General features: G+C 73.6%; 20 protein-coding genes. 11 read left to right on the forward strand and 9 right to left on the reverse strand.

What is annotated here, in order from left to right:
* Positions 1-183: 183 nt before the first annotated feature.
* The 6 genes from C3486_RS28875 to C3486_RS28900 form a co-directional block, all read right to left on the reverse strand.
* Positions 184-936, reverse strand: a complete 753-nt coding sequence (locus tag C3486_RS28875) for an IclR family transcriptional regulator (protein WP_103835721.1) — start codon at positions 934-936, stop codon at positions 184-186.
* A gap of 106 nt (positions 937-1,042) precedes the next feature.
* The gene (locus tag C3486_RS28880) at positions 1,043-1,321 is read right to left on the reverse strand and encodes a hypothetical protein (RefSeq protein WP_103835722.1); all 279 of its coding nucleotides are present in this window, start codon (positions 1,319-1,321) and stop codon (positions 1,043-1,045) included.
* Between the two features lie 16 nt (positions 1,322-1,337).
* Positions 1,338-2,675 (reverse strand): TRAP transporter large permease subunit, encoded by a 1,338-nt coding sequence (locus C3486_RS28885; protein WP_103835723.1) that lies wholly within the window; start codon positions 2,673-2,675, stop codon positions 1,338-1,340.
* Positions 2,672-4,063: an NAD(P)-binding domain-containing protein gene (locus tag C3486_RS28890; RefSeq protein ID WP_103835724.1), complete on the reverse strand. Its 1,392-nt coding sequence runs from the start codon at positions 4,061-4,063 to the stop codon at positions 2,672-2,674. Before C3486_RS28890 ends, C3486_RS28885 begins: the two co-directional genes overlap by 4 nt.
* A 167-nt stretch (positions 4,064-4,230) precedes the next feature.
* Complete coding sequence (locus tag C3486_RS28895; protein ID WP_103835725.1) at positions 4,231-5,022, reverse strand: sulfite exporter TauE/SafE family protein; 792 nt, start codon at positions 5,020-5,022, stop codon at positions 4,231-4,233.
* Positions 5,010-6,053, reverse strand: coding sequence for a LacI family DNA-binding transcriptional regulator (locus C3486_RS28900; protein ID WP_103835726.1), 1,044 nt, complete (start codon positions 6,051-6,053; stop codon positions 5,010-5,012). Before C3486_RS28900 ends, C3486_RS28895 begins: the two co-directional genes overlap by 13 nt.
* 108 nt (positions 6,054-6,161) lie before the next feature.
* Between C3486_RS28900 and C3486_RS28905 the strand changes: the two genes are divergently transcribed.
* Together C3486_RS28905 and C3486_RS28910 are read left to right on the forward strand one after the other, a co-directional pair.
* Positions 6,162-7,340 carry a phytanoyl-CoA dioxygenase family protein gene (locus C3486_RS28905; RefSeq protein WP_103835727.1) on the forward strand — a complete coding sequence of 393 codons (1,179 nt, stop codon included), beginning with the start codon at positions 6,162-6,164 and terminating at the stop codon, positions 7,338-7,340.
* Positions 7,341-7,379: 39 nt separating this feature from the next.
* Entirely contained in the window at positions 7,380-8,156 is a 777-nt protein-coding gene (locus C3486_RS28910; protein WP_103835728.1) for an SDR family oxidoreductase, read from the forward strand.
* A 70-nt stretch (positions 8,157-8,226) separates the two neighbouring features.
* Here C3486_RS28910 and C3486_RS28915 read toward each other — a convergent pair whose 3' ends face one another.
* Together C3486_RS28915 and C3486_RS28920 are read right to left on the reverse strand one after the other, a co-directional pair.
* The gene (locus C3486_RS28915) at positions 8,227-9,705 is read right to left on the reverse strand and encodes an alpha-amylase (RefSeq protein ID WP_103835729.1); all 1,479 of its coding nucleotides are present in this window, start codon (positions 9,703-9,705) and stop codon (positions 8,227-8,229) included.
* Positions 9,705-12,395, reverse strand: a complete 2,691-nt coding sequence (locus C3486_RS28920) for a glucosidase (RefSeq protein ID WP_103835730.1) — start codon at positions 12,393-12,395, stop codon at positions 9,705-9,707. The genes C3486_RS28915 and C3486_RS28920 overlap by 1 nt, the downstream gene beginning before the upstream one ends.
* Positions 12,396-12,606: 211 nt before the next feature.
* Here C3486_RS28920 and C3486_RS28925 point away from each other — a divergent pair, with 211 nt between their 5' ends.
* Both C3486_RS28925 and C3486_RS28930 read left to right on the forward strand, forming a co-directional pair.
* Positions 12,607-13,524, forward strand: coding sequence for a YhjD/YihY/BrkB family envelope integrity protein (locus tag C3486_RS28925; RefSeq protein WP_103835731.1), 918 nt, complete (start codon positions 12,607-12,609; stop codon positions 13,522-13,524).
* Positions 13,525-13,685: 161 nt separating this feature from the next.
* Entirely contained in the window at positions 13,686-14,327 is a 642-nt protein-coding gene (locus C3486_RS28930) for a class I SAM-dependent methyltransferase (protein WP_103835732.1), read from the forward strand.
* A 9-nt stretch (positions 14,328-14,336) separates the two neighbouring features.
* Here the strand turns inward: C3486_RS28930 and C3486_RS28935 are convergent, their stop codons facing one another.
* Positions 14,337-15,380 (reverse strand): LacI family DNA-binding transcriptional regulator, encoded by a 1,044-nt coding sequence (locus tag C3486_RS28935; protein WP_103835733.1) that lies wholly within the window; start codon positions 15,378-15,380, stop codon positions 14,337-14,339.
* 226 nt (positions 15,381-15,606) lie between these two features.
* Here C3486_RS28935 and C3486_RS28940 point away from each other — a divergent pair, with 226 nt between their 5' ends.
* The 7 genes from C3486_RS28940 (at position 15,607) to C3486_RS28970 (ending at position 22,081) form a co-directional block, all read left to right on the forward strand.
* The gene (locus C3486_RS28940) at positions 15,607-16,803 is read left to right on the forward strand and encodes a Gfo/Idh/MocA family protein (protein WP_103835734.1); all 1,197 of its coding nucleotides are present in this window, start codon (positions 15,607-15,609) and stop codon (positions 16,801-16,803) included.
* A 33-nt stretch (positions 16,804-16,836) separates the two neighbouring features.
* A complete protein-coding gene (locus C3486_RS28945; RefSeq protein WP_103835735.1) occupies positions 16,837-17,835 on the forward strand; it encodes a sugar phosphate isomerase/epimerase in 999 nt (332 codons plus the stop codon).
* A 600-nt stretch (positions 17,836-18,435) separates the two neighbouring features.
* Positions 18,436-19,203: a hypothetical protein gene (locus tag C3486_RS28950; RefSeq protein ID WP_146075082.1), complete on the forward strand. Its 768-nt coding sequence runs from the start codon at positions 18,436-18,438 to the stop codon at positions 19,201-19,203.
* 197 nt (positions 19,204-19,400) lie between these two features.
* The gene (locus C3486_RS28955; protein ID WP_258053048.1) at positions 19,401-19,865 is read left to right on the forward strand and encodes a phage holin family protein; all 465 of its coding nucleotides are present in this window, start codon (positions 19,401-19,403) and stop codon (positions 19,863-19,865) included.
* Positions 19,841-20,464, forward strand: a complete 624-nt coding sequence (locus C3486_RS28960; protein WP_103835738.1) for a DUF3618 domain-containing protein — start codon at positions 19,841-19,843, stop codon at positions 20,462-20,464. The genes C3486_RS28955 and C3486_RS28960 overlap by 25 nt, the downstream gene beginning before the upstream one ends.
* A 268-nt stretch (positions 20,465-20,732) precedes the next feature.
* Positions 20,733-21,200, forward strand: coding sequence for a low molecular weight protein-tyrosine-phosphatase (locus C3486_RS28965; protein WP_103835739.1), 468 nt, complete (start codon positions 20,733-20,735; stop codon positions 21,198-21,200).
* A complete protein-coding gene (locus C3486_RS28970; protein ID WP_103835740.1) occupies positions 21,197-22,081 on the forward strand; it encodes a fructosamine kinase family protein in 885 nt (294 codons plus the stop codon). Before C3486_RS28965 ends, C3486_RS28970 begins: the two co-directional genes overlap by 4 nt.
* Positions 22,082-22,210: the final 129 nt, after the last annotated feature.

Here is a 22,210-nt window from a genome sequence, read left to right on the forward strand (position 1 = left end):
GAGGTTGACGGCGCGGCCCTGCACGACGCTGTCGGCCGCGCGGCGGATCTGGGCCGGTCCGGCGAAGTTGGCCATGCCGCGCTCGGGGTGCTCGGTGAAGAGGTGCCAGCTGGAGCCGGCGGGCGCGTCGGTGCGTTCGGCGAGCTGTCGGTAGGTGGGCAGGGGCACGTGGGCGGTTTCCTTTCAGGGGCAGCGGGCCGCGATCGCGTCGGCCGCCCTGCGCACTTCGCCGATGAGGCGGGTGTGGTCGTCCTCGGTGACCTCGCCGCTGGACCCGGTGACGCTGAGGGCACCGAGGACGTCGTCGGCGCGGCGGATGGGCGCGCTGACGGCGGTGACGTGGAGGACGCGTTCGCTGAGGGAGACGGCGTAGCCGTCCTGCGCGACCCGGCGGAGGTCGGCGGCCAGGTCGTCGGCCGTGACCTGCTCGCCGGAGACGCGGGTGAAGGGGGCGGACCGGGCGAGGAGGGCGTGGAGTTCGGTCTCGGGGAGCCAGGCGGCCAGGGCCTTTCCGGCGCCGAGGTGCAGGGGCAGCTTCTCGCCGATGGGCAGTTGGTAGCGCAGGGGGTTGCGGCCCTGGACGCGGGCGATGAGGACGCGGGCGAGGGCGACGCGTACGTACAGGCTGGCCGTCAGGCCGGTGGTGGCGGCCAGTTCCTGCAGGACGGGCAGGGCGACCTGGCTGAGGCGGTTGTTGACCAGGAAGGCGTGGGCGGTGGCCACGGAGGCGGGCCCGGCGACGTACCCGGCGTCCTCCTTGGCGGCGTAGCCGCGCTCGACGAGGACGTTGAGGATGCGCTGGGCGGTGGCCACGTGCAGGTCCGCGCGGCGGGCGACCTCGCTCAGGCGCAGCGGCTGCCGGGTGTCCTCCAGGACGCCCAGGACGTCGAAGGCCCGGTCGAGGGAGCGCATGGGGGAGGCGGACGCGGTGGTCATCGAAGGGCTCCTGGATGGTCTGCTCGGCGCGCGGACGTCTTGATAAGACTTCTCAGTCTGCGAGCAGGGAGTGGATCGCACAAGATCCATCCAGGCAGCGCGGGCCTCATTCCGAGGGGTGCGTGGCGACGGCCTGCTCGGGGGCCCGGCCGGCGGCGTCCGCCGGGTTCTCCTCCGGCCTGCCGTAGGAGAGCACGAAGGAGAGGATGCCGCAGACGCTGGCGGCGACGCAGGTGGACGGCTGGGCGCCGCTCTGCACCTCCGCCACCCATCGGGCGTCGCCCAGGACGACGCCGAGGGCCTGGCCGACGACGATGACGAGGCCGCCGGTCAGGAAGACGACGATGCCGAGGCGGAAGAGCGGTTGCAGCAGACGGTGCGTCATGGCACGGCCTTTCGGTTCAGACGGGCAGCACGCCGGTGGCCACGCCGGCGCCGATGAGCAGGATGGGGACGCAGTAGTACGTGGCCAGCGGCAGGAACGTGCGGGCGGGGTCGACGCCCGCGATGCCGCTGGCGACGTAGATCGGGGCGCCGGACGGGGGTGAGGCGCCCTCGGTCGAGGCGAAGATGAGGACCGCGACGCAGGCGGTGGCGGGCGGCACGCCGGCACCGACCAGTGAGGAGACCGCGACGGGGCCGATGGCGGCCATGGTGGCGCTGGCGGTGAGCGGAATGGCCACGCCGACCACGAGGACGCCGACGATCAGAGCCATGGCCCACGGCGGTGCGTCCACGCCGGCCAGCAGGTCGGTCAGCTGCCGCGGCAGTCCCAGCTCTCCCAGGACGTTGGAGGCGGAGAAGGCGGCCACGATGGTGACGCCGATGACGCCGAACTGCGGGGCCGCGCCGCCCAGTACCCGCCACCACTCGCGTCCCGTGCGCGGCAGGTGGTGCCTGCCCAGGATGAGCACGGTGGCGATGAGCAGGACCGGTATCCAGGTGATCAGGCTGATGGCGTCCGACATCTTCGTGCCGACCCACTCGCCCAGCGCACCGCCGGAGGGCCCTCTGGTCAGCAGGAGCGGCACCACGATCCCGACGAACAGGAAGAGGCTCGTCCAGCCGGCGCGCAGGCTGGTGCGCAGCGGCAGCAGGTCGGCGCGGTCCATGGGCTGCACCTTGTGGCGGCGCACCATGACGAAGGCGGCGACGAGGCGGTAGCCCAGGCACCACAGGCCGCCCAGGAACAGCGGCAGGACGATGTCGTCGGTGGTGGCCAGGGACGCCACGCCGGCCGTTCCCATGAGGATGAACATCGTGGAGCTGAAGGGGAAGGTGACGCCCATGCCGGCGCCGCCGGCCGCGACGGTGGCCGCGAGTTCGCCGCTCACCTTGGAGCGTTTCATCCAGGGGATCGTCACCGACCCGACGGCGGCGGTCACCGCGGCACCGACGTGCGCGATGGCGCCGAAGACGCCGGCGGCGACGGTGGAGGTGTAGACGGGTCCGCCGCGCAGCCGTCCCAGCAGGGAGTTGAGGATGCCCAGCAGCTGGTCCAGTACGGGGGTGCGGGCGAGCAGGTAGCTCATGAAGACGAACGCCAGCGCGGCGAAGGTGACCTCCTCCTGCATCGCCTCGGCGAAGCCGCGCCACATGACGTGCCCGATGTCGCCGCCGGCGAACAGGCCCGTGACGACGAAGCCGACGATCAGCGCCTCGCCGATGTTGCGCTTGAGGACGGCGTTCCAGACGATGATGGCCGCGATGTAGCAGCCCAGTGCCCATACGGCGGTCATGATGCTCCTCCTGGTGCGGCGGCGGCCGTGGCGCGGATGCCGGCGCGCCGGCGGGCTTCCTCGGCCTCCACCTCGCGCGCGGCGGCAAGAACGGTAGCCGCGCGCTCGGCCGGGACGACCGCGACGCCGTCGCCGTCCCCCGCCACCAGGTCACCGGGCCGGCAGACCACGCCGCCGACGGCGACCGGCACCCCGACCCGCCCCGGCCCGAACTTGTACGGGCCGGCGGGGGTGACGGCGCGCGCCCACACCGGGAAGCCCATCTCGGCGAGTACGTCCACGTCGCGCGCCGCGCCGTCCAGCACCATGCCGACCACGCCGCGGGCCCGGGCGCGCTCGGCGATCAGCTCGCCGACCAGTGCACGGGAGACGTCGCCCTCCCCGTTGACGACCAGGATGTCGCCGGGTTGGGCGACCTTGACCGCCTCGTGCAGGGCGTGGTTGTCACCGGCCCGGGTCCACACCGTCAGCGCACGGCCGACGGCCCGCGCGCCCGGCCACAGCGCGCTGATACCGGAGTCCAGCAGCCCCAGCCGCTCGGTGGCGTCGCCGATGTTCGCCGTCGGCAGTCCCGCGTACGCGGCCAGCACCTCGGGCGTCAGGCGGGAGGTGTCCCGCAGGCCCTCGGGCCGGCCGGCGAGGGCGTGCAGTTCGCCGACGGCCCGCGCGAGTCCGGCGTCGAGGCCGAGGTCGGCCAGCAGGTCGGCGGCGGCCGACACCTCACGCGCCCGCCGCTCGGCGTGCTTGTACGTGCCGTCGTACAGGCGGTCCAGCGCGGCCCCGCCGTCCGCCAGCTCCCCGGCGATCTGCCGGCGGACCCAGTGCTCGTCGCCGGCAGCCCGGCCCGCTTCCACCGCCGTCACGATGAGGGCGCCGAGCCCCTTCATGAAGAGGCTGCGCAGCAGCTTGCGTGCCGAGGCGGCGCCGGGGTCGGCGCCCAGGTCCTCCACCGGGGCGCCCAGCGCGCCGAAGTGGGCGGCGACCGAGGGGGCTCCGGGGCCGCTGGTGACCAGTGCCGTGCGGTGGCGGTACTTCGGCACCGAACCGATCACGGAGACGTCGGCGAAGGCCGCGCCGGAGGACTCGGCGATCACCTCGGCGATCTGCCGCTTCAGCTCGGGGGCTGCCGCGTTCATGTCCGCGTAGACGGCCGTCGCGCGCAGGTGGGGTGCCGCTTCCCGGGCGACGGCCAGCGACGCCTTGGCGCCCGTCAGGCCGAGTACCAGGTCGCAGTCGCGTACCGCGTCCGCCGCGGTGGCCGCGCGCTCGACGCCCTCCGGGGTGGGGACGTCCGCCGGGTCGAAGCCGGCCACCTGTCGGCCGTTTTCCACGAATCCCCGCGCATACAGGGCGCCGGCCTCGCCCAATCCCAGAATGCCGACCTTCATTCCCGCTCCTTCAGCCATTGCGATTCTCATAGAGTGATAACTTTTCTCACTCAGTGCGGGAGGATGGTGCTTGGGCGGGGCGAGCGCGTCAAGAGCCGATGAATGATCGATCAAAATTGCCCTGCCTCGCCGGGGACGAGACAGGGCAAAGAGGGTGCCGCGGCCGCTCAGGAAGCGGTGGCGTCCCGCCACAGGCTCCAGGCCAGGGCGAGGCCGGCCAGGGCCACGGCGACGCGGAGCGGGGTTTCGGGTACGCGGCGTACGACCGCCGGGCCGATCCAGGCGCCGACCAGGCAGCCGAGGCCGAGGGCGAGCGCCGCTCCCCAGTCGACGGGGGCGAGGAAGGCGTAGGCGACGGCCGCGGTGACGTTGGCGGCGCCGGTGGCGATGTTCTTGACGGCGTTGGTCACCGGCAGCGGTTCGGCGGCCGACAGCGAGAGCACCGCCAGCATCAGCACGCCGGCCGCGGCGCCGAAGTAGCCGCCGTACAGCCCCACCAGCAGTACCGCGCAGGCCACCGGCAGCCGGGGCACGGCGGCCGGGTCGGGCGAGTGCCGGGCGATCAGCCGCCGCAGCGGCTCGCGCGCCAGGATCAGTACCGAGCCGAGCGCGATGAGCCACGGTACGGCCAGCTCGAACGCGGACGACGGGGTGCCCAGGAGCAGGGCGGCACCGATGGCACCGCCGAGCGCCGCGAGGGAGGCCAGCCGGACCAGCCGGCGGCGCTGCCCGCGCAGCTCGGCGCGCGAACCGGCGGCGGTGCCCACGGTGTTGGAGAAGAGGGCGACGGTGTTGGTGACGTTGGCGGCGACCGGCGGGAGCCCCGCCGCGAGCAGCGCGGGGTAGCTGAAGAGCGAGGCCAGTCCGGCGATGGAGCCGGCGAGTCCGGAGGCGACCCCGGCCGCGAGGAGCAGCAGCGCGGAGCCGAGGCCGGGGTGTGCGGTGATCAGTTCTGCCATGCGAGCGGGCTCCCGGGCGGCATGTTGTACGGCGTGACCACCTGGATCGGCGACGGCAGTGAAGAGACCTCGCCGGGCAGTGCCTTGTGGGCGCGCATGATGGTCTGGCAGGCGCGGCGCATGTCCTGCCGCAGGTCGTGGTGGAGGACGGCGGAGACGCGCCGGGCGCGCAGCAGGCGGGTGTTGTCCTGGTCGAGGTCGTGGGCGATGAACACCGCGCATTCGCGGCCGAGTTCCTCGAACGCTGCCACGGTCGCCGCGTTGCCGCCGCCCATCGAGTACACGGCGTTGATGGCCGGGTCCCGGCGGAGCGCCGCGAGGGCGAGGTCGTACTGGGTGGCGTCGAGGCCGTCGCTGTCGGTGACCTCGACGAGGGCGCGGTGCGGCTGGGTGTTGCGGATGGCGCTGCGGAAGCCCATCTCGCGCTCCTCCTCACCGCGGAAGAAGCCACGGCTGATGGTGGTGAGCACGTTGCCGGGGCGCTCGCCCAGCCACTGGCCGACGAGGTAGGCGGCGGTGGCGCCGGCGGCCCGGTTGTCGATGCCGACGTAGGCCAGGCGCGCGCTGCTGGGCAGGTCGGTCACCAGGGTGACGACGGGGATGCCGGCCGCGACCAGCCGTTCCACGGCGGCGCCGACCTCGGGCACGTCCGGGGCCTTGAGGATCACGCCCTGGGAGCCGCGCTTGGCGATCTTGTCGAGGGTCTTGACCAGGTCCGGCGCCGCCCCGGTCTCCCGGAAGTGGAAGCGCGAGCGCACCACCGCCGGGTGCAGGGACGGCAGTTCGGCCTCCAGCGCCTCCCGCACGGCCGTGGAGAACCGCTTCGGCGCCTGCATCACGATGTCGACCATGAAGGTGCGCCCGCCGATGCGAACCTGCGTCCGCTGGCGGTCCAGGTCCTTGATGGCCTGGTGCACCTCCATGACGGTGCTCTCCCGTACACCGCCGCGCGCGTGGAGCACCCGGTCGACGGTGGCCTCGCTCAGCCCGGCCTGCCGGGCGATCTCCCTGATCGGATAGGGGTGTCGCATGACTCTTTCCAGGGAAGGGTGAGGGCTTTTTGATGGTCCGCTGAGGATTGTATGAGGTTGATCGGCTCATCAGACTGACAGCGGAGCAAGGGCGAAGGAAGGAGCACCATGTCCCTCACGGCGGCGGGCACGCGCGTCTGGCTGAGCGAGGACAACTGCGACCTGGCGGAGTTCCGTGCGCTGGTCACGCAGACCACCGACCCGGACGACCACCCCGCGGCCGACGGGGTGGAGCAGAACGTCCTCCGCTACGACAGCGGCCGGCTCCGGGAGCGCGCCGGCACGCCGGAGGGGCGCAGGGCCGTCCAGGCCGAGCTGGTCCGCGCCCTGCTCGACGGCCCCGGCATCGTGGTCCTCCGGGGCGCCTTCCCCGACCCGGCCGTCGTGGACCGGGCGACCGCGGCGTTCCGGGCGCTGATCGAGGAGGAGCGCGCGTCGGGCGCGGCGCGCGGCGACCACTTCGCGAAGCCGGGCGCCAACGACCGGGTGTGGAACGCGCTGGGCAAGCTGGCCGTCCGTGCGCCGGAGGCGTTCGCCGACTACTACGCCAACGACATGCTGGCGCTGACCGCCGAGGCGTGGCTCGGCCCGGCCTACCAGGTGACTTCGCAGCTCAACGTGGTCAACCCGGGCGGCGCCGCGCAGCGCGTCCACCGCGACTACCACCTCGGCTTCCTCTCCCAGGAGCAGGCCGCCGCCTATCCCGCGCACGTCCACCGCCTCTCCCCCGCCCTCACCCTCCAGGGCGCCGTCGCGCACTGCGACATGCCGGTGGAGTCCGGGCCGACGCTCTATCTACCGCACTCGCAGAAGTACGAGCCCGGTTACCTGGCCTGGCGCCGCCCGGAGTTCCAGGAGTACTTCGAGGAGCACCATGTGCAGCTGCCGCTGGCCAAGGGCGATGCGGTGTTCTTCAACCCCGCCCTCTTCCACGCCGCCGGCCACAACCGTTCCACCGGCATCAGGCGCATGGCCAATCTCCTGCAGCTCTCCTCCGCCTTCGGCCGCGCCATGGAGAGTGCCGACCGCGAGGCGATGGCCGAAGCCGTCTTCCCGGTTCTGCTCCGCCGTAAGGCCGAGGGCGTCGGCGAGGACTGGCTGCACCGGGTGATCGCCGCCACCGCCGAGGGCTATCCGTTCCCCACCGACCTGGACCTCGACGCGCCGGTCGGCGGCCTGGCCCCGCCCTCCCAGGCCGACACCCTCCGGCAGGCCGTGGCGGAGGAATGGTCACCCGGCCGGCTCCGCCGGGAACTGCGCGCGGGCGCGCGGCGCCGCCGGGCCTGAGACGACAGCAGCCACCACCTCCAGGGAGACACAGCGATCATGGGACTGTTTGCGACGCCGCTGCTCGACGACCGGGTCGTCCTCGTCAACGGCGGCAGCCAGGGCGTCGGCGCCGGCATCGTCCGCGCGGCCGTACGCGAGGGCGCGACCGTCGTCTTCACCGGCCGCCGGGCCGAGGTGGGCGAGAAGCTCGCCGCCGACACCGGCGCGGACTTCGTACAAGCCGACCTCGCGGACCCGGCACAGGCGAGCGGCAGCGTCACGGAGACCGTGTCCCGGCACGGCCGCATCGACTGCCTCGTCAACGCGGCCGGACTGACCTCGCGCGGCTCGCTGCTGGACACCACGCCGGAGCTGTTCGACGCGCACATGGCGGTCAACCTGCGGGCGCCGTTCTTCGCGATGCAGGCCGCGGTGGCCGACATGAAGGGCCGCGGCGCGCCGGGCACCATCGTCAACATCGGCTCCAACTGCGCGCACGGCGGCCCGCCCCACCTCGCCCCGTACTCCGCGGCCAAGGCCGGACTGGCCGGGCTGACCAGGAACGCCGCGCACGCACACCGCTGGGACCGCATCCGCATCAACGGCCTGAACATCGGCTGGACCGACACCGAGGGCGAGGACACCGTCCAGCGGACCTTCCACGGCGCGGGCGACGACTGGCGCGAGAAGGCGGCCGCCGCCCAGCCGATGGGCAAACTCGGCCAGGTCGACGAGATCGCCGACTTCGTCGTCCTGCTGCTCTCCGCGCGCAGCGGCGTGGTGACCGGCTCGGTCATCGACTGGGACCAGACCGTGCTCGGCGGACTCGACTAGGCGGGCCCGCAACGGGTGAGCCGCGCGTACGGGACTTCCTCAGCGGGTGTTCAGTGGGCTCCGCCCGTGCTCACGCCGGTTCGATCCTGAGGACGTGGGTGTGCCAGGGCGGCAGGTCCACGAAGAGGCCGGGGCCGGCCAGTTCGCTGCCGGGGCGTTCGTACCGGGTGTCCTCCAGCAGGTCCGTCAGCCGGCGGGCCGCGGTGCCGAGGTCGGGCCAGGGGAGCCGGACCCTGGCCTGGGAGGCGTGGTCGGAGAGGTTGACGACCACCAGGAACGTGCCGGCCGTGCCGCGCCAGGCCCAGGCGAGCAGGTCGTGGTGGGTGGGGTTGTCGGGCCAGCCCTCGCAGGACAGCAGTTCCCAGTGCCCGGTGCGCATGCCGCTCCGTGCCACCACGGCCAGCAGCTTCTCGTGGAAGGCCCGCAGTGCGGTGTCCGGCGGCTCGTCGGGGCGCCGGGTGAGGAAGACGGGCAGCCGGGTACGGCGCCCGTCGAACTGGCCCTCGTGCCACAGCGTCGCGCCGGGCAGCGTGGCGATGGCGACGGCCGCGGCGCGTTCCTCAGCGGGGCCCAGGAGGGAGGCGACCCGTGGCTCGTCGTGGTTCTCCAGGAACCGTACGAGCCGCCGCTGGTAGCCCAGGTCGGCCTGGAGGTGCCGGAGGACCGACGCCGCGCGCTCGCGCAGCAGCCGGTCGTAGAGGCGCTTGTCGTAGCAGTGGTCGAAGCCCTGCTGCTGGAGGTCCCACTCCAGGTCCCAGTAGGCCTCGGCGAAGAAGGTGAGGTCGGGGCGCTGCTGCCGGACGGCGGTCAGGACGGTGGGCCAGAACTCGGCGTCCGGCGGCGGGCCCGCGCGGTGCCCCCAGGTCCGCCCGAAGACGTCGTTCATCAGCAGCATCGCCATGTCGCAGCGCACCCCGTCGCACATGCCGCCGAGGCGCGCCAGCACCTCGGCCGTGGCCTGCCGCGCGCCGGCCCGGAAGGCGTTCAGCTGCACCACGTCCGGCCAGGGCGGGAAGAAGGGATCGCGGCCGCGCGCGAAGACCCGCCCCTCGGCGGCCAGATAGGCGGCCGGGTCGCGGCGCAGGTCGTCGGCGCTGCCCTGTACGAAGTGGCCGGGGTGCCGGGCGAGCCACGGGCTGTCCGGGGCGACGTGGTTGGGTACGTAGTCCAGGACCAGGCCGACGCCGCGCCCGGCCAGCTCGGCGCGGGCCGACGCCAGCCCGGCCGGCCCGCCCAGCGTCTCGTCGGCCGTGTAGCTGCGGACGCAGTAGGGCGATCCGGTGATGTCGTCGTCGCCGGCGTCGGGCAGCGCCTCGGTGAAGGACCGGCGCAGCTCGGGGTCCCGGAGGGCGATGTCGCGGCCCACGGCGCTGCGTTCCCACACCCCCATGAGCCACACCGCGTCGACGCCCCGCGGGGTGATCCGGTCCCATTCGGCCTTCGGTACCCCGCCGAGGCCGACCGGGCGTCCGGTGCGCCGCTGCACCTCGCGCAGCCACACGCGGGTGTTGACCTCGTGGATGACGGGCTGTGCGGGAAGTCGCCCCATCACGTCTCCTTCCGCCGGAGTCCGGCGCTGAACTGTTCGGGCGCGACGGTGCCGAAGAGCGCCATCAGGGGTGCGACCAGGCCCGTCCAGCCCGTCTGGTGCGCAGCGCCGAGGCCCGCGCCGTTGTCACCGTGGAAGTACTCGTGGAAGGAGAGCAGATCGCGCCAGTGCGGGTCGTCCTGGAACTTCCGCTGCCCGCCGTACACGGGCCGGTGACCGTCGGCGCCGCGCAGGAAGATGCGGGTGAGCCGCGCGGAGAGCTCGGCCGCGACCTCGTAGAGGTTCATCCGCACGCCGGAGCCGGTGGGGCACTCCACGGTGAGGCCGTCACCGTAGTACGCGTAGAGGTTGAGCAGCCCGCGGACGATGAGCGCGTTGGCGGGGAACCAGACGGGCCCGCGCCAGTTGGAGTTGCCGCCGAACATCCCGGAGTCGGACTCGGCGGGCAGATAGCCGACGCGGTGCTCGGTGCCGTCGACCCGGAACGAGTAGGGGTGGTCGGCGTGGTACCGGGAGAGCGCCCTGATGCCGTACGGGCTGAGGAACTCCTCCTCGGACAGCATCCGGGACAGCACGCGGACCAGCCGTTCCTCGTCGACGACGGACAGCAGCCGCGGCCCGCCCTCCGCGCCCGCCAGCGCCTGTGCCAGGCCCGCCGACAGGGAGGGGTGGCGGTCGACGAAGCGGTGCAGCCGGTCACCGAGGCCGCGCACCCCGGCCAGCTGTCCGGGCCGCAGCACGGTCGCGGCGCACAGCGGCAGCAGCCCCACCACCGAGCGGACCTTCAGCCGGGTCGCCCGGCCGTCCGGCAGCCGCAGCACGTCGTAGAAGAAGCCGTCCTCCTCGTCCCACAGGCCGTCGCCGCCGGTGCGGTGCACGGCGGCCGAGATCCACAGGAAGTGCTCGGCGAACTTCAGCACGTGGTCCTCGTAGCCGGTGGGGTCGTGCCGGACCAGTTCCAGCGCGATCTGCAGCATGGTCTGGCAGTACAGCGCCATCCACGCGGTCCCGTCGGCCTGCTCCAGGTATCCGCCGGTGGGCAGCTGCGCGCTGCGGTCGAAGACGCCGATGTTGTCCAGGCCGAGGAAGCCGCCCTGGAAGAGGTTGCGGCCGCTGGGGTCCTTGCGGTTGACCCACCAGGTGAAGTTGGTCAGCAGCTTCTGGAAGACCCGGTCCAGGAAGGCCCGGTCGGCGTGTCCGGTGCGCAGCTCCTCCAGTGCGTAGACGAAGTAGGCCGCCCAGGCATGGACGGGCGGGTTGACGTCGCCGAAGTTCCATTCGTACGCCGGCACTTGACCGTTGGGGTGCAGGTAGGTGTCCCGCAGCAGCAGTTCGAGCTGTTCCTTGGCGAAGGGCAGGTCGGCCACCGACAGCGCCACCGCCTGGAAGGCCAGGTCCCACGCGGCGAACCAGGGGTACTCCCAGGTGTCCGGCATGGAGATGACGTCGTCGCACGCCATGTGGAACCACGCGCCGTTGCGCACGGCGTGGTCCGGCGCGGTCCACGGGTCGAGGCCGTGCCCGGCGAGCCAGGACTCCACGTCATACGCGTAGTACTGCTTGGACCACAGCAGCCCGGCGACCGCCTGGCGCAGTACGCGCGCCTCGTCCTCGCTCGCGCCCGGCGGGGCCAGGCCGCGGTGGAAGGCGTCGGCCTCGGCCTGGCGGGCGCGGAACACGGCGTCGAAGTCGCGGCCGAGCGGCATCGAGGAGCCCGCCGGGGCGAGCCGGAGCCGGACGGAAGCGGCGCCGCCGGCCGGGATCGTGAGGATGTAGTGCGCGGCGGCCTTGGTGCCCTCCTGCGCGGGGTTGACCGCCTTCTCCTCGCCGCCGGCCACTTGGCGGCCGATGCCGTCCTTGACGTACGGCGAGGCGTTGGGCGTGCCGTACAGCCGCTCGGTGTTGGTCTCGTTCTCGGTGAACAGCAGGCGTGGCTGTCCGCCGCAGCGCAGGTCGTAGCTGCCGAGGGCCGGGTGCTCCGCCCGGACCGCGCTGGTGCCCGCCGGGCTGCGGACCACGGCGAGCCGCGGTTTCTCCGCGCCGCCGCCGTGCTGCCAGGACCAGGTGTTGCGGAACCAGAGGGTCGGCAGGAGGTGCAGCGGGGCCTCGTCGGGGCCGCGGTTCTCCGCGGTGATGCGGATGAGGATGTCGTCGGGCGCGGCCTTGGCGTACTCGACGGTGACGTCGAAGTAGCGGTCGTCGTCGAAGACGCCGGTGTCCAGCAGTTCGTACTCGAACTCGTGGCGGCCGCGGTTGCGGTTGGTGGTCACCAGGTCGAGGTAGGGGAACGCGGCCTGCGGGTACTTGTAGAGGTACTTGAGGTAGGTGTGGCCGGGCGTGCTGTCGAGGTGGAAGTAGTACTCCTTGACGTCCTCGCCGTGGTTGCCCTCACCGTTCGTCAGCCCGAAGGCGCGTTCCTTGAGGATCGGGTCGCGTCCGTTCCACAGCGCGAGCGCGAAGCACAGCCGCTGCTTCTCGTCGCAGATGCCGCCGAGGCCGTCCTCGCCCCAGCGGTAGGCGCGGGACCGCGCGTGGTCGTGCGGGAACGCCGACCAGGCGTCGCCGCCGGCGCTGTAGTCCTCACGGACGGTGCCCCACTGCCGTTCGCCGAGGTAGGGCCCCCACAGTTTCTCCCGGCCGCTCGCATCGTCCGCCGGGCCGGTCCGGCCGGCATTCGTCCGTGTGGTCATCCGTACGCTCCCTGCTGTGGGTGGGGCGGTCTGGACAGCGGTTGGCGACGGCGCCGAGCGCGTCTTCGACGGTAGGCCGCATGCGCGGCGGGAGCCATAGCCCGCGCGGCGAATCGGCCACGGCGAGCCTTGCGGCCCACCCGCTGCGGGTGAGGCACCGCGCGCCCGGCCGGTGCCATCCTCGGAGTTCCACGTCCCAGGGAGCACCGATATGGTCCGGCGCGGCAGGCGGGCGGCAGCGCCCTCGCGGGCCCGGGCCCTCGCACGCGGTCTCGCCCGGCAGCTCGCGGGCGTCGGCGTCCTGGACAACGCGACGCGGCTGGCAGCGCAGGCGTTCCTGACGGCGCTGCCCCTGCTCATCGCGATCGCCGCCTACTCCCCCGACGCCCTGCGCGCCGAGCTGATCGCGTCGCTGCGCTCCCTGTTCGGTGTGACGGGCCCGCTGATGAGCCAGGTGGACCAGGTCTACCGGGGCGGGCCGGGGGCGCGGCAGACCTGGGGCGCCCTCGGTGTCCTGGTCGCCGTGGTGTCCGCCACCGGCTTCGTACGGGCCCTGCAGCGGCTGTGCGAACGCTCCTGGCACCTGCCGCGCGCGGGAGTGCGCATCGCGGTCTGGCGGTGGTTCGTGTGGCTCGCCGTCTGGCTGGCGGTGCTGGTGTGCCAGGGGCGGCTGCACGGCGGTTTCGGCGCGGCACCGGCATCGGGCGTGGCGCTGCAGGTGGTGGTGGCGGTCCTGATGTGGTGGTGGACCCCGCACCTGCTGCTGGCCGGCCGGATCGGCTGGCGCCCGCTCTTCCCCGGGGCACTGGTGACGGGCGGTGCCGTGGTGGCGTTCACCGGACTGTCCGGGTTCTGGCTGCCGCACTCGCTGGCGGCGAGCGTGCAGCGTTACGGGCCGCTCGGCTCCGTCTTCACGGTGCTGTCCTGGCTGATCCTGTTCTTCGCCACCGTCGTCCTCGCTGTGTCGGTGGGTTACGTACTCGCCCGGGACCGGCTCGCGGACTTCCGGCCGGACGGGCCGGACACTCCCGCCACCGCGCCCCGGAGCACCGGGCGGCCCGGCCGCGGTGAGCACCGGCGCGACGGCCGCCGTACCGTCCGGCGGCCCTTCCTCACCCGCAGAAGGTGAGGCACGCACCGGAGTTGGCGCCCCCGGCAGGGTTCCGAGCACGGGCGGTGGCGTACGGACTCGTGACGTACGGAGTTGTGGCGTATGGGCTGTGGCGTACGCCCCCGTGGCGTGTGGGCGTGACGTGCGGGCCCGGGACCGGCTTTGTAGAGTCCTCCTCCGTGACTGAACTCTCTTCGCACCTCCGTGCGACCACGGACGCCTACGGTGCCGTCGCCGACCTCTATGCCGAACTGGCCCGTGACGCACTGGACGCACAGCCGCTGGACCGCGCGGTGTACGCCGCGTTCGCCGAGCTCGCGCGGGACGGTGCCGCCGGGCCCGTCGCCGACCTGGGATGCGGCCCCGGCCGGAACACCGCACACCTGCGGGACCTGGGCCTGGACGTCTTCGGCATCGACCTGTCGCCCGAGATGATCGACCTCGCCCGCGCGGCATACCCGGACCTCCGGTTCGAGGTCGGCTCCATGGACGCACTCGACCTGGCCGACGACTCCCTGGGCGGCATCACGTCCTGGTACTCGCTGATTCACGTCCCGCCGCATGAAGTACCGGCGTACCTCGCCGAGTTCGGCCGGGTGACCGCTCCGGGCGGGCATCTGCTGCTCGGCTTCTTCGAAGCGGAGGGCGGCCCGGTGACGCCGTTCGACCACAAGGTGGCGACGGCCTACCGGTGGCCGGTCGACGACCTCGCGGAGCTGGCCGGCGCGGCGGGCTTCACCGAGGTCGGACGGATGCTGCGGGAGCCGGGCGAGGGAGAGCGCTTCCGGCGGGGGAACCTGCTGATGCGCCGGGGCGCGTAGCCCGGTTGGTCACCGGCCGGCGGGGGCCGCGGTGGTGCCGCGGGGGACGAGGCGCGGGGTGAGGACGACCTCGCGAGGCGCGGTCCGGCCCCCATCGAGGCGTTCGACGGCCGCGGTCACCGCGTGCCGCGCCTGCTCCCCCGCGTTCTGGCTGACGGTGGTCAGGTCGAAGCAGCTCAGCCGGGCGAGCGTGTCGTCGTCGTACCCGGCGACGGCCACCTCGCCCGGCACGGCGACGCCCGCCCGCGAGAGCGCGGTCAGCACGCCGATGGCACACCGGTCGTTGAAGGCGATCACGGCGGTGGGCAGTGCGGAATCGTCCAGGAGCCGGCGGACCGCGCGCTCGCCGGCCGCTTCGGTGTGGTCCCCGCGCAGGACCCGGATACGGTCACCGAGACCGTGGCGGCGCATCGCCGAGCGGTAGCCGCGGCGCCGTTCCGTGGCGATGGCGCCGTTGGCCCGCCCGCCGTCGACGTGGACGATGTCGCGGTGCCCCAACCCGGCCAGGTGGTCGACGAGTTGGGCCACGCCCTCCTCGTCCGCGGTGCGCACCACGTCCAGGCCGGCGTCGGGAATGCGCCGGCCGACGGCGATGACGGGGACCCTGCGGTCCAGGGCGGTGAGCCTGTCCGCGGGCGCCGACGGGCCGAGCAGGATCAAAGCCTCGCTGCGGAAGGCCAGCAGGGTCTCCACGGCGGTGTGTTCGTCGCGGGTGCGGGTCAGGGTGCTCAGTACGAGGTCGTAGCCGACCTCCTCGGCGGCGGTGTGCAGATGCTCGACCAGCTCGGCGTGGAACGGGCTGTGGATGTCCACCATGACGCCGAGCAGCCGGGAGCGCCTGCTGGCCAGCAGGCTGGCCGTGCGGTCCGCCCGGTAGCCCAGTGCGGCGGCGGCCTGCAGGACCCGCTGCCGGGTGCGTTCACTGGGGCCCGGCACCCCGCGCAGTACGAGGGAGACCGACGCGGTGGAGACGCCCACGCGTGCGGCGACGTCCTCCAGCCGGGGGCGCCGGGGCGCGCCGCTCCCGTGCTCGGCGGAACCGACGTCGTCCACGTGCCCTCCCGCGGCAGTCACCTCGCCGCGGACGTACCCGACGGCGGCCCGATGTTACCAGGACTTAAAGCGCTTTAGGCAACCCGCCGCACACCCGCCGCCAGGCACTTCCCGCCCCGCCTCCGTCACAGCACAACGACCTATTGACATGACATTTGCACGCGGGGCATCGTGACTCCGCAACCCGCTCTTAAAGCGCTTTAAACGGCCCACGAAAGGCACCGCCATGACCACGTCCGCGAGGCCCCTCTCCGTCGCGGTGATCGGCGCCGGCATGGCCGGCCGCAGCCACGCCGCCGGCTACCGCAACGTCAACACCGTCTTCGGCGCCGGCCTGCCGCCGGTCCGCCTGGCCGCGATAGCAGACGCCAACGTCGCACTCGGTGAGGACGCGGCCCGCCGCTACGGGTACGAGAAGGCACTGCCCGGCTGGGAGGCGGTCGCCGAGGACCCCACCATCGACGCCGTCAGCATCGTCGTCGGCAACGACCTGCACCGCCCGATCGCCGAGGCACTGGTCGCCGCCGGCAAGCACGTGCTGTGCGAGAAGCCGCTGGCCGGATCGCTCGAAGACGCCCGCGCCATGGCCGAGTTGGAGCGCACCGCCGGCGTCGTGACCGCCGTCGGGTACACCTTCCGCCGCTCCCCCGCCATCTCCGCGATCCGTGAGCACGTCCGGCGCGGCGAGCTGGGCGACCTCACGCTGTTCGACGGCCGGTACTGGTGCGACTATGCGACCGACCCGAACGGGCCGCTGAGCTGGCGGTTCAAGGGCGGGCCCGGCTCCGGCGCGCTCGGCGACATCGGCGCCCACGTGATCGACGCGGCGGAGTACGTCGCCGGGCCCCTCGCCTCGGTGTCCGGTGCCGCGCTGTCGACGCAGATCACCGAGCGGCCGCTGCCGCTCGGCGCGGTCGTCGGGCACAACGCCGCGCCCGTCTCCGACGAGACGGGCGAGGTCGGGAACGAGGACACCGCGTCCTTCACCGCCCGCTTCGCCTCCGGACTCGTCGGCACCTTCTCGGTGTCGCGCACCGCCTTCGGCCTGCCCAACGGGCTCGCCTTCGACGTGGTGGGCCGGGGCGGCCGGGCCGCCTTCGACCAGCACCGGCCGGCCGAGTACCTCTTCGACGACGCGCAGCCCGACGCCCGTACGCGGGGTGCGCGCCGGATCATCGCCGGACCGCACCTGCCGTACTTCACGGGCGGCTACCCGATGGAGGCGCCGGGTGTGGGCGGCGGCAACGCCGAGCTGTTCACGTACCAGGCCCGTGCGTTCCTCGACCAGGTCGCGGGCGTCGCCGATCCGCTGCCGGCCTGCGCCTCGTTCGCCGACGCACTGCGGACCATGGAGATCATCCAGGCAGTCGTCGAATCCGCCCGCAAGGACGGCGCGGCCGTCCCCGTCCCGTCCGCCGCCTGACCCCGTCACCCCTCCGCTCCGAAGGAACCCGCCATGGCCCTGAAGCTCGGCGCCTACACCTCCTGCCTGCACGACCGCGCCCTCGGCGAAGCCCTCGACATCCTCCAGGAGAACGGCCTGACCTCGGTCGAGGTGAACACCGGTGGCTTCCTCCCCGCGCCGCACTGCCCGGTCGACCTGTTGCTGTCCTCGGCCACCGCACGCGCGGAGTACCTGGCCGCCTTCGCCGACCGCGGCATGGAACTGACCGGCCTCAACTGCAACGGCAACCCCTTGAACCCACTGCCGGGCGTCGGCCCCAAGCACGCCGACGACCTGCGCCGCACCATCCGCCTCGCGGGCCTGCTCGGCGTGCAGCACGTCGTGACCATGTCCGGCACCCCGGGCTCCGACCCGGCCGCCACGTACCCCTCGTGGGTCGTGAATCCATGGGACGGCGTCTACCTGGACGTACTGGACTACCAGTGGGGCGTGGCCGTCGAGTTCTGGCAGGAGATCGACGCGCTGGCACGCGAGAACGACGTCCGGGTCGCCATCGAGATGCACCCGCACAACCTCGTCTTCTCGCCCGTCACGCTCAGGCGCCTCGTCGACGCGGTCGGCGCGACCCACCTCGGCGCCGAGCTGGACTCCTCGCACCTGATGTGGCAGGGCATGGACGTCGTCGCGTGCGTCAAGTGGCTGGGCCCGCTGGTGTTCCACGCAGCGGCGAAGGACGCGATGCTCTGCCCCGGCGCCGACATCCGGGGCGTGCTGGACACCTCCTTCACCCGCGTGCCGGCCGACGCGCCCGGCAAGGTGCCCACCGGCTACGGCTTCTGGTGCAACGCCTGGCCGGAGGACCCGGCGTGGAAGTTCGTCGCGGTCGGCCTCGGGCACGACGTGCCGTACTGGACCGAGTTCCTGCGCGCCCTCGCCCAGGTCGACCCGGACATGGCGGTCAACATCGAGCACGAGGACGCCGCCTACTCGCAGACCGAGGGGCTGGCCCTGGCCGCCAAGAACCTGCACAGCGCCGCGTTCGCTCTCTGACACGCCCTGCACGTGGCACGTCTTGTACGTGGCACGCGCCTTGCACGTAGCACACGCCTTGTACGTGGCACGCGCCTTGTACGTGGCCTCGCGTGGCCCCGTTCTCGCCCGGCCGGGAACGGGGCCACGACCGTACCGTCACGCGCCCCGCGGTCGTCCCGGTGCGGTTCGGTGCCGGATCGACGCGCATCGGTGCGGACCGGTGCCGCGCGTGCGCGACCGGTGGGCGTCGACACCGGCTCGCGTACGCGGCGCAGCCGCGGCTCCCCCGTGCCGTCCCCTCACCTCGGTCCGATGCGGGTGGCTCCGGTCGCATCGGGCCGGTCCCCCGGAGTCCGCCGTCTCCCCGCAACTGCCGTACTCCGCCCAGGCGCAGATTCCGTACCGGGCGAGGCGCGGCGACTGCCTGACCTGCCTGCCTCCGGTGCGGCCGCCATGCCCCCTTCCCGCAGGTGTATGCGTGCGGCCGGCCGGCCGCGCGGGGAACCTTCCTCGGGCTCAACACCGCTTGCCGCGCCCGGTGTTCGGGCCAGGGGCAGGGGTACCCGGCGGCCGATTCGAACGCCGACTTGCCACATCAGTGGATTCCGAGGAGGAACCATGGCTCGAACCGACGAGCCTGATCGCCCGGTCCAGGAAACGGCGTCAGCGGCCGCCCCCACGACCCGGCACGGCACACAACGCGGCGCGCACGTGGCGCAGGAGAAGGGCCAGGAAGTAGCGAGCACGGTGCGCGAGGGCGCGGCTGACGTGCTCGACGAGACCACCACGCAGGGCCGGAACCTCTACGCGACGGCCAAGGAGCAGGTGTCCGGTGAGACCGGCGCGCAAGTGCAGCGGATGGCCGTCGGCCTGCGCCGCATCGCCGATGACCTGCGGCACATGAGCGACGAGGCCAAGCCCGATTCGCCGGCGGCCTCGCTGGTGCGCCAGGCGGCCGACCGCGGGCACGCGCTCGCCGACCGGCTGGACCGCGGGCGCCCCGGTGAGCTGATGGACGACGTGAAGGACTTCGCGCGGCGCCGTCCCGGGCTGTTCCTGGCCGGTGCGGCACTGGCCGGGTTCGCGGTGTCCCGCATGGGCAAGGGCATGAGCGCAACCGGGAGTTCGCCCTCCCGCGGCACCACCGCTCCGGCCGGCGAGCGGTCCGAGCAGGCTCCCGCCGCCGGGCACGGGCCGCTGGAGACCCGCCCGGAGACGGGGTACGGGCCGGAGGGCACGATGCCGGCGCCTGAACGGTCCGGCAGCCCGCCCGAGATGCCGGGGCCGCCGCCGCAGATGCCGCAGCCCGCTCCGCCGGTTCCGCCGCCGCCCCGGCAGCAGCAGTCGCCGCCGCGGCAGGCCCGGCGGCCCGGTCAGGGGTGGTGACCATGGCCGGCCCACGCTCCGGACGGCCGCGTACGCCCGGCCCCCGCGACAGCTCACGCGACACCTCTCGTGACAGTGCCCGTGAGGGCTCTCGCGAGAGGGAGACGCACGGGACCGAGTCCCGGCACCCGGCCGACCGCCAGGAGGGCGCCCGGACACCGCCCGGCACCGGCCCTCGGTCCGAGCCGCAGCCCGGTGTGCGGGACCGGACCGCGCCGCCCTCCCGCACGACCGGTCCCGAGGCCCCGCACCGCCCCGGTCAGGACACCCCGCACCGACCCGCTCAGGACACCTCCGTCGGTGACCTGATCGGCGAGGTCGCCGGCGATCTGACGCGGCTGGTCCGCAACGAGATCGACCTGGCGAAGGCGGAGGTCAAGGAGGAGGGCAGGAAGGCGGGCAAGGCCGCCGCCCTGTTCGGCGGTGCGGGGTACGCCGTCGGACTCGCGCTCCTGCTGGCCAGCTTCGCGGCCGTCTACGGCCTCGCCCACGTCATCGGCAACGCCTGGGCCGCCCTGGTGGTGGCCGCGGTATGGGCGGTGGCCGGTGCGGTACTGCAGGCCGCCGGCCGCAAGCGGATGGGCACGGTCCAGCCGACGCCCGAACGGTCGAGGGAATCCCTGAGGGAGGATGTGAAATGGGCACGTCACCCGACGAGTTGAAGCAGGAAGCCGACAGCACCCGTACGCACCTCGCGCACACCGTGGACCAGCTCGCCGACCGGGTGAGCCCGCCGCGGGTGGCGCGCCGCAAGGCCGAGGCCGCGCGCGACCGCCTCGGCACGGTCAAGGACAGGATCATGGGTACGTCCGGTTCCGCCGCCACGCAGGTCGGCGACACGGTGCGCGGCACCGCGGAAGAACTGGGCCAGCAGGCCCAGCAGGCACCCGAGCGGCTGCGCGAGCAGGCCCAGGGCAGCCCGATCGCCGCCGGCCTGATCGCCTTCGGGGCCGGCATGCTCACCGGCGCGCTCTTCCCGGCGACCCGGGTGGAGGAGCGTACGGCGCAGGAGATCCGCGACCGCTCCGGCGAACTGGTCCAGCCGCTGAAGGAGACCGCGCAGGAAGCGGCCCAGAACATCGGGCAGGAGCTGCGCGAGCCCGCGCGGCAGGCCGCGTCAGCGGTGAAGGAGACGGCCGGGGAAGCCGCCCGGTCCACCAAGGAACAGGCCCAGCAGGCGGGCCGGGAGACGGCCGACGAGGCCGGCAGGACCGGTCGCCGCACGTCCGAGGGCTCCGGCCGGCCGCCCGGTAGCACGTAACCGTCCGGCCACCGCCCCGGCAGCCCGTCGGCAGCCCGTCGGCCGTCCTCAGCTGAGGCCGAGCCGACGGGCTGCCGCGGCTTGCGGGGGGGCCGCGTCGGGGAGGCCGTCGCCTCGGGGAGGGAGCCGCCTCGGGGAGCCGTCGGCGACCGGGTGCAGGGCCACGCCCGTACTCAGGGGACACGCCCGAACCCAGGGGGATACCCGGGGGCCACGCCCATACCCCGGGGGGCCACGGCGCCGCGGGCTGCGGCCCTACCCTGGGACCGTGCACATCTGTTTCATCTGCAGCGGGAACATCTGCCGCTCCCCCTCGGCGGCGCTGGTCGTCGCCGAGCACCTGCGCCGGGCGGGGCTCGCGGACGCGGTACGGGTCAGCAGTGCCGGCATCGGCCCCTGGCACGTCGGCGAGCCGATCGACGAGCGGGCCGGCGAGGTGCTGGACCGGCACGGCTACCCCACCCGGCATGTCGCGGCCCAGGTCGGCGCCGAGCATCTGGACGCCGACCTGTTCCTGGCGATGGACCGGAGTCACGAGAAGGCCCTGCGCGGGCTGGTCGCCGACCCGTCCCGGGTCCGGTTGCTGCGGTCCTTCGACCCGCTGGCGGCGGCCGGTGCGGAGGTGCCCGACCCGTACTACGGCGGCCCGGAGGGGTTCGACGAGGTACTGGCCATGATCGAAGCCGCGGTGCCCGGCCTGCTGGCCTGGGTGCGCGAGAACCTGGACGACGCATGACCGGCCGACCGAGCGCCGCGGGTGGCGATGACGGTCCGGAGGCCGTGGCAGCCCGGCTCACCGGGCGGCCGGTGACCGGTGCGCGGCGGCTGTCCTCGGCGCTGGCCGAGGCGGAGCTGGACGACGGCCGGACGGTGGTGGTCAAGCGCGGTGACCGCGCCGGTGCGGTGCGGGCCGAGGCGGCCGGGCTGCGCTGGCTGGCCGCCACCGGCACGGTGCGCGTCCCGGCGGTGCACGGCCAGGACGGGGACTGGCTGGTCATGGACCGGGTGCCGGCAGGCCGGGCGAGCGCGGCGGCCGCCGAGCGCTTCGGCCGCGATCTGGCGGCGCTGCACGCCGCCGGCGCGCCCGCTTTCGGCGCCCCGCCACCCGATGGCCCCGAGGACGCCACCATCGGACTGGCCCCGATGCGCAACGTCCCCGGCACCGACTGGCCGCGCTGGTACGGCGAACACCGGGTACTCCCCTACCTGCGCCGCGCGGTCGACGACGGCACCGTACGCACCGCCGAGGCGGCCGTCGTCGAGCAGGTGGTGGCGCGGCTGCCCGAGCTGGCGGGGCCCGCCGAGCCGCCCGCCCGGCTGCACGGCGACCTGTGGAACGGCAACGTGCTGTGGGGCGCCGACGGCCACGCCTGGCTGATCGACCCGGCCGCGCACGGCGGTCACCGCGAGACCGACCTGGCCATGCTCCAGCTCTTCGGCTGCCCCCATCTGGACCGTGTCCTGACGGGCTATCAGGACGTGGCGCCCCTCGCCGACGGCTGGGCGGACCGCGTCGGGCTGCACCAGCTCTTCCCGCTGCTGGTGCACGCGGTGCTCTTCGGCCGCGGCTACGCCGAGCAGGCCCTCGCGGCGTCCCGGGCAGCCCTGGCCCGCTGACCCGCTGCCGAAGTCCGGAGCTCACGACCGCCCCCTCGCACAGGACCCGTCCGCACCCTTTCAGAAGCCGTCCACGCCCCCTCACCGAGCCGCCCACCCCCTTTGACTGTACCGATCGGTACACGTAAG

The sequence above is a fragment of the Streptomyces sp. Ru73 genome (genome assembly GCF_002920575.1).
In the GTDB taxonomy this organism is placed as follows: domain Bacteria; phylum Actinomycetota; class Actinomycetes; order Streptomycetales; family Streptomycetaceae; genus Streptomyces.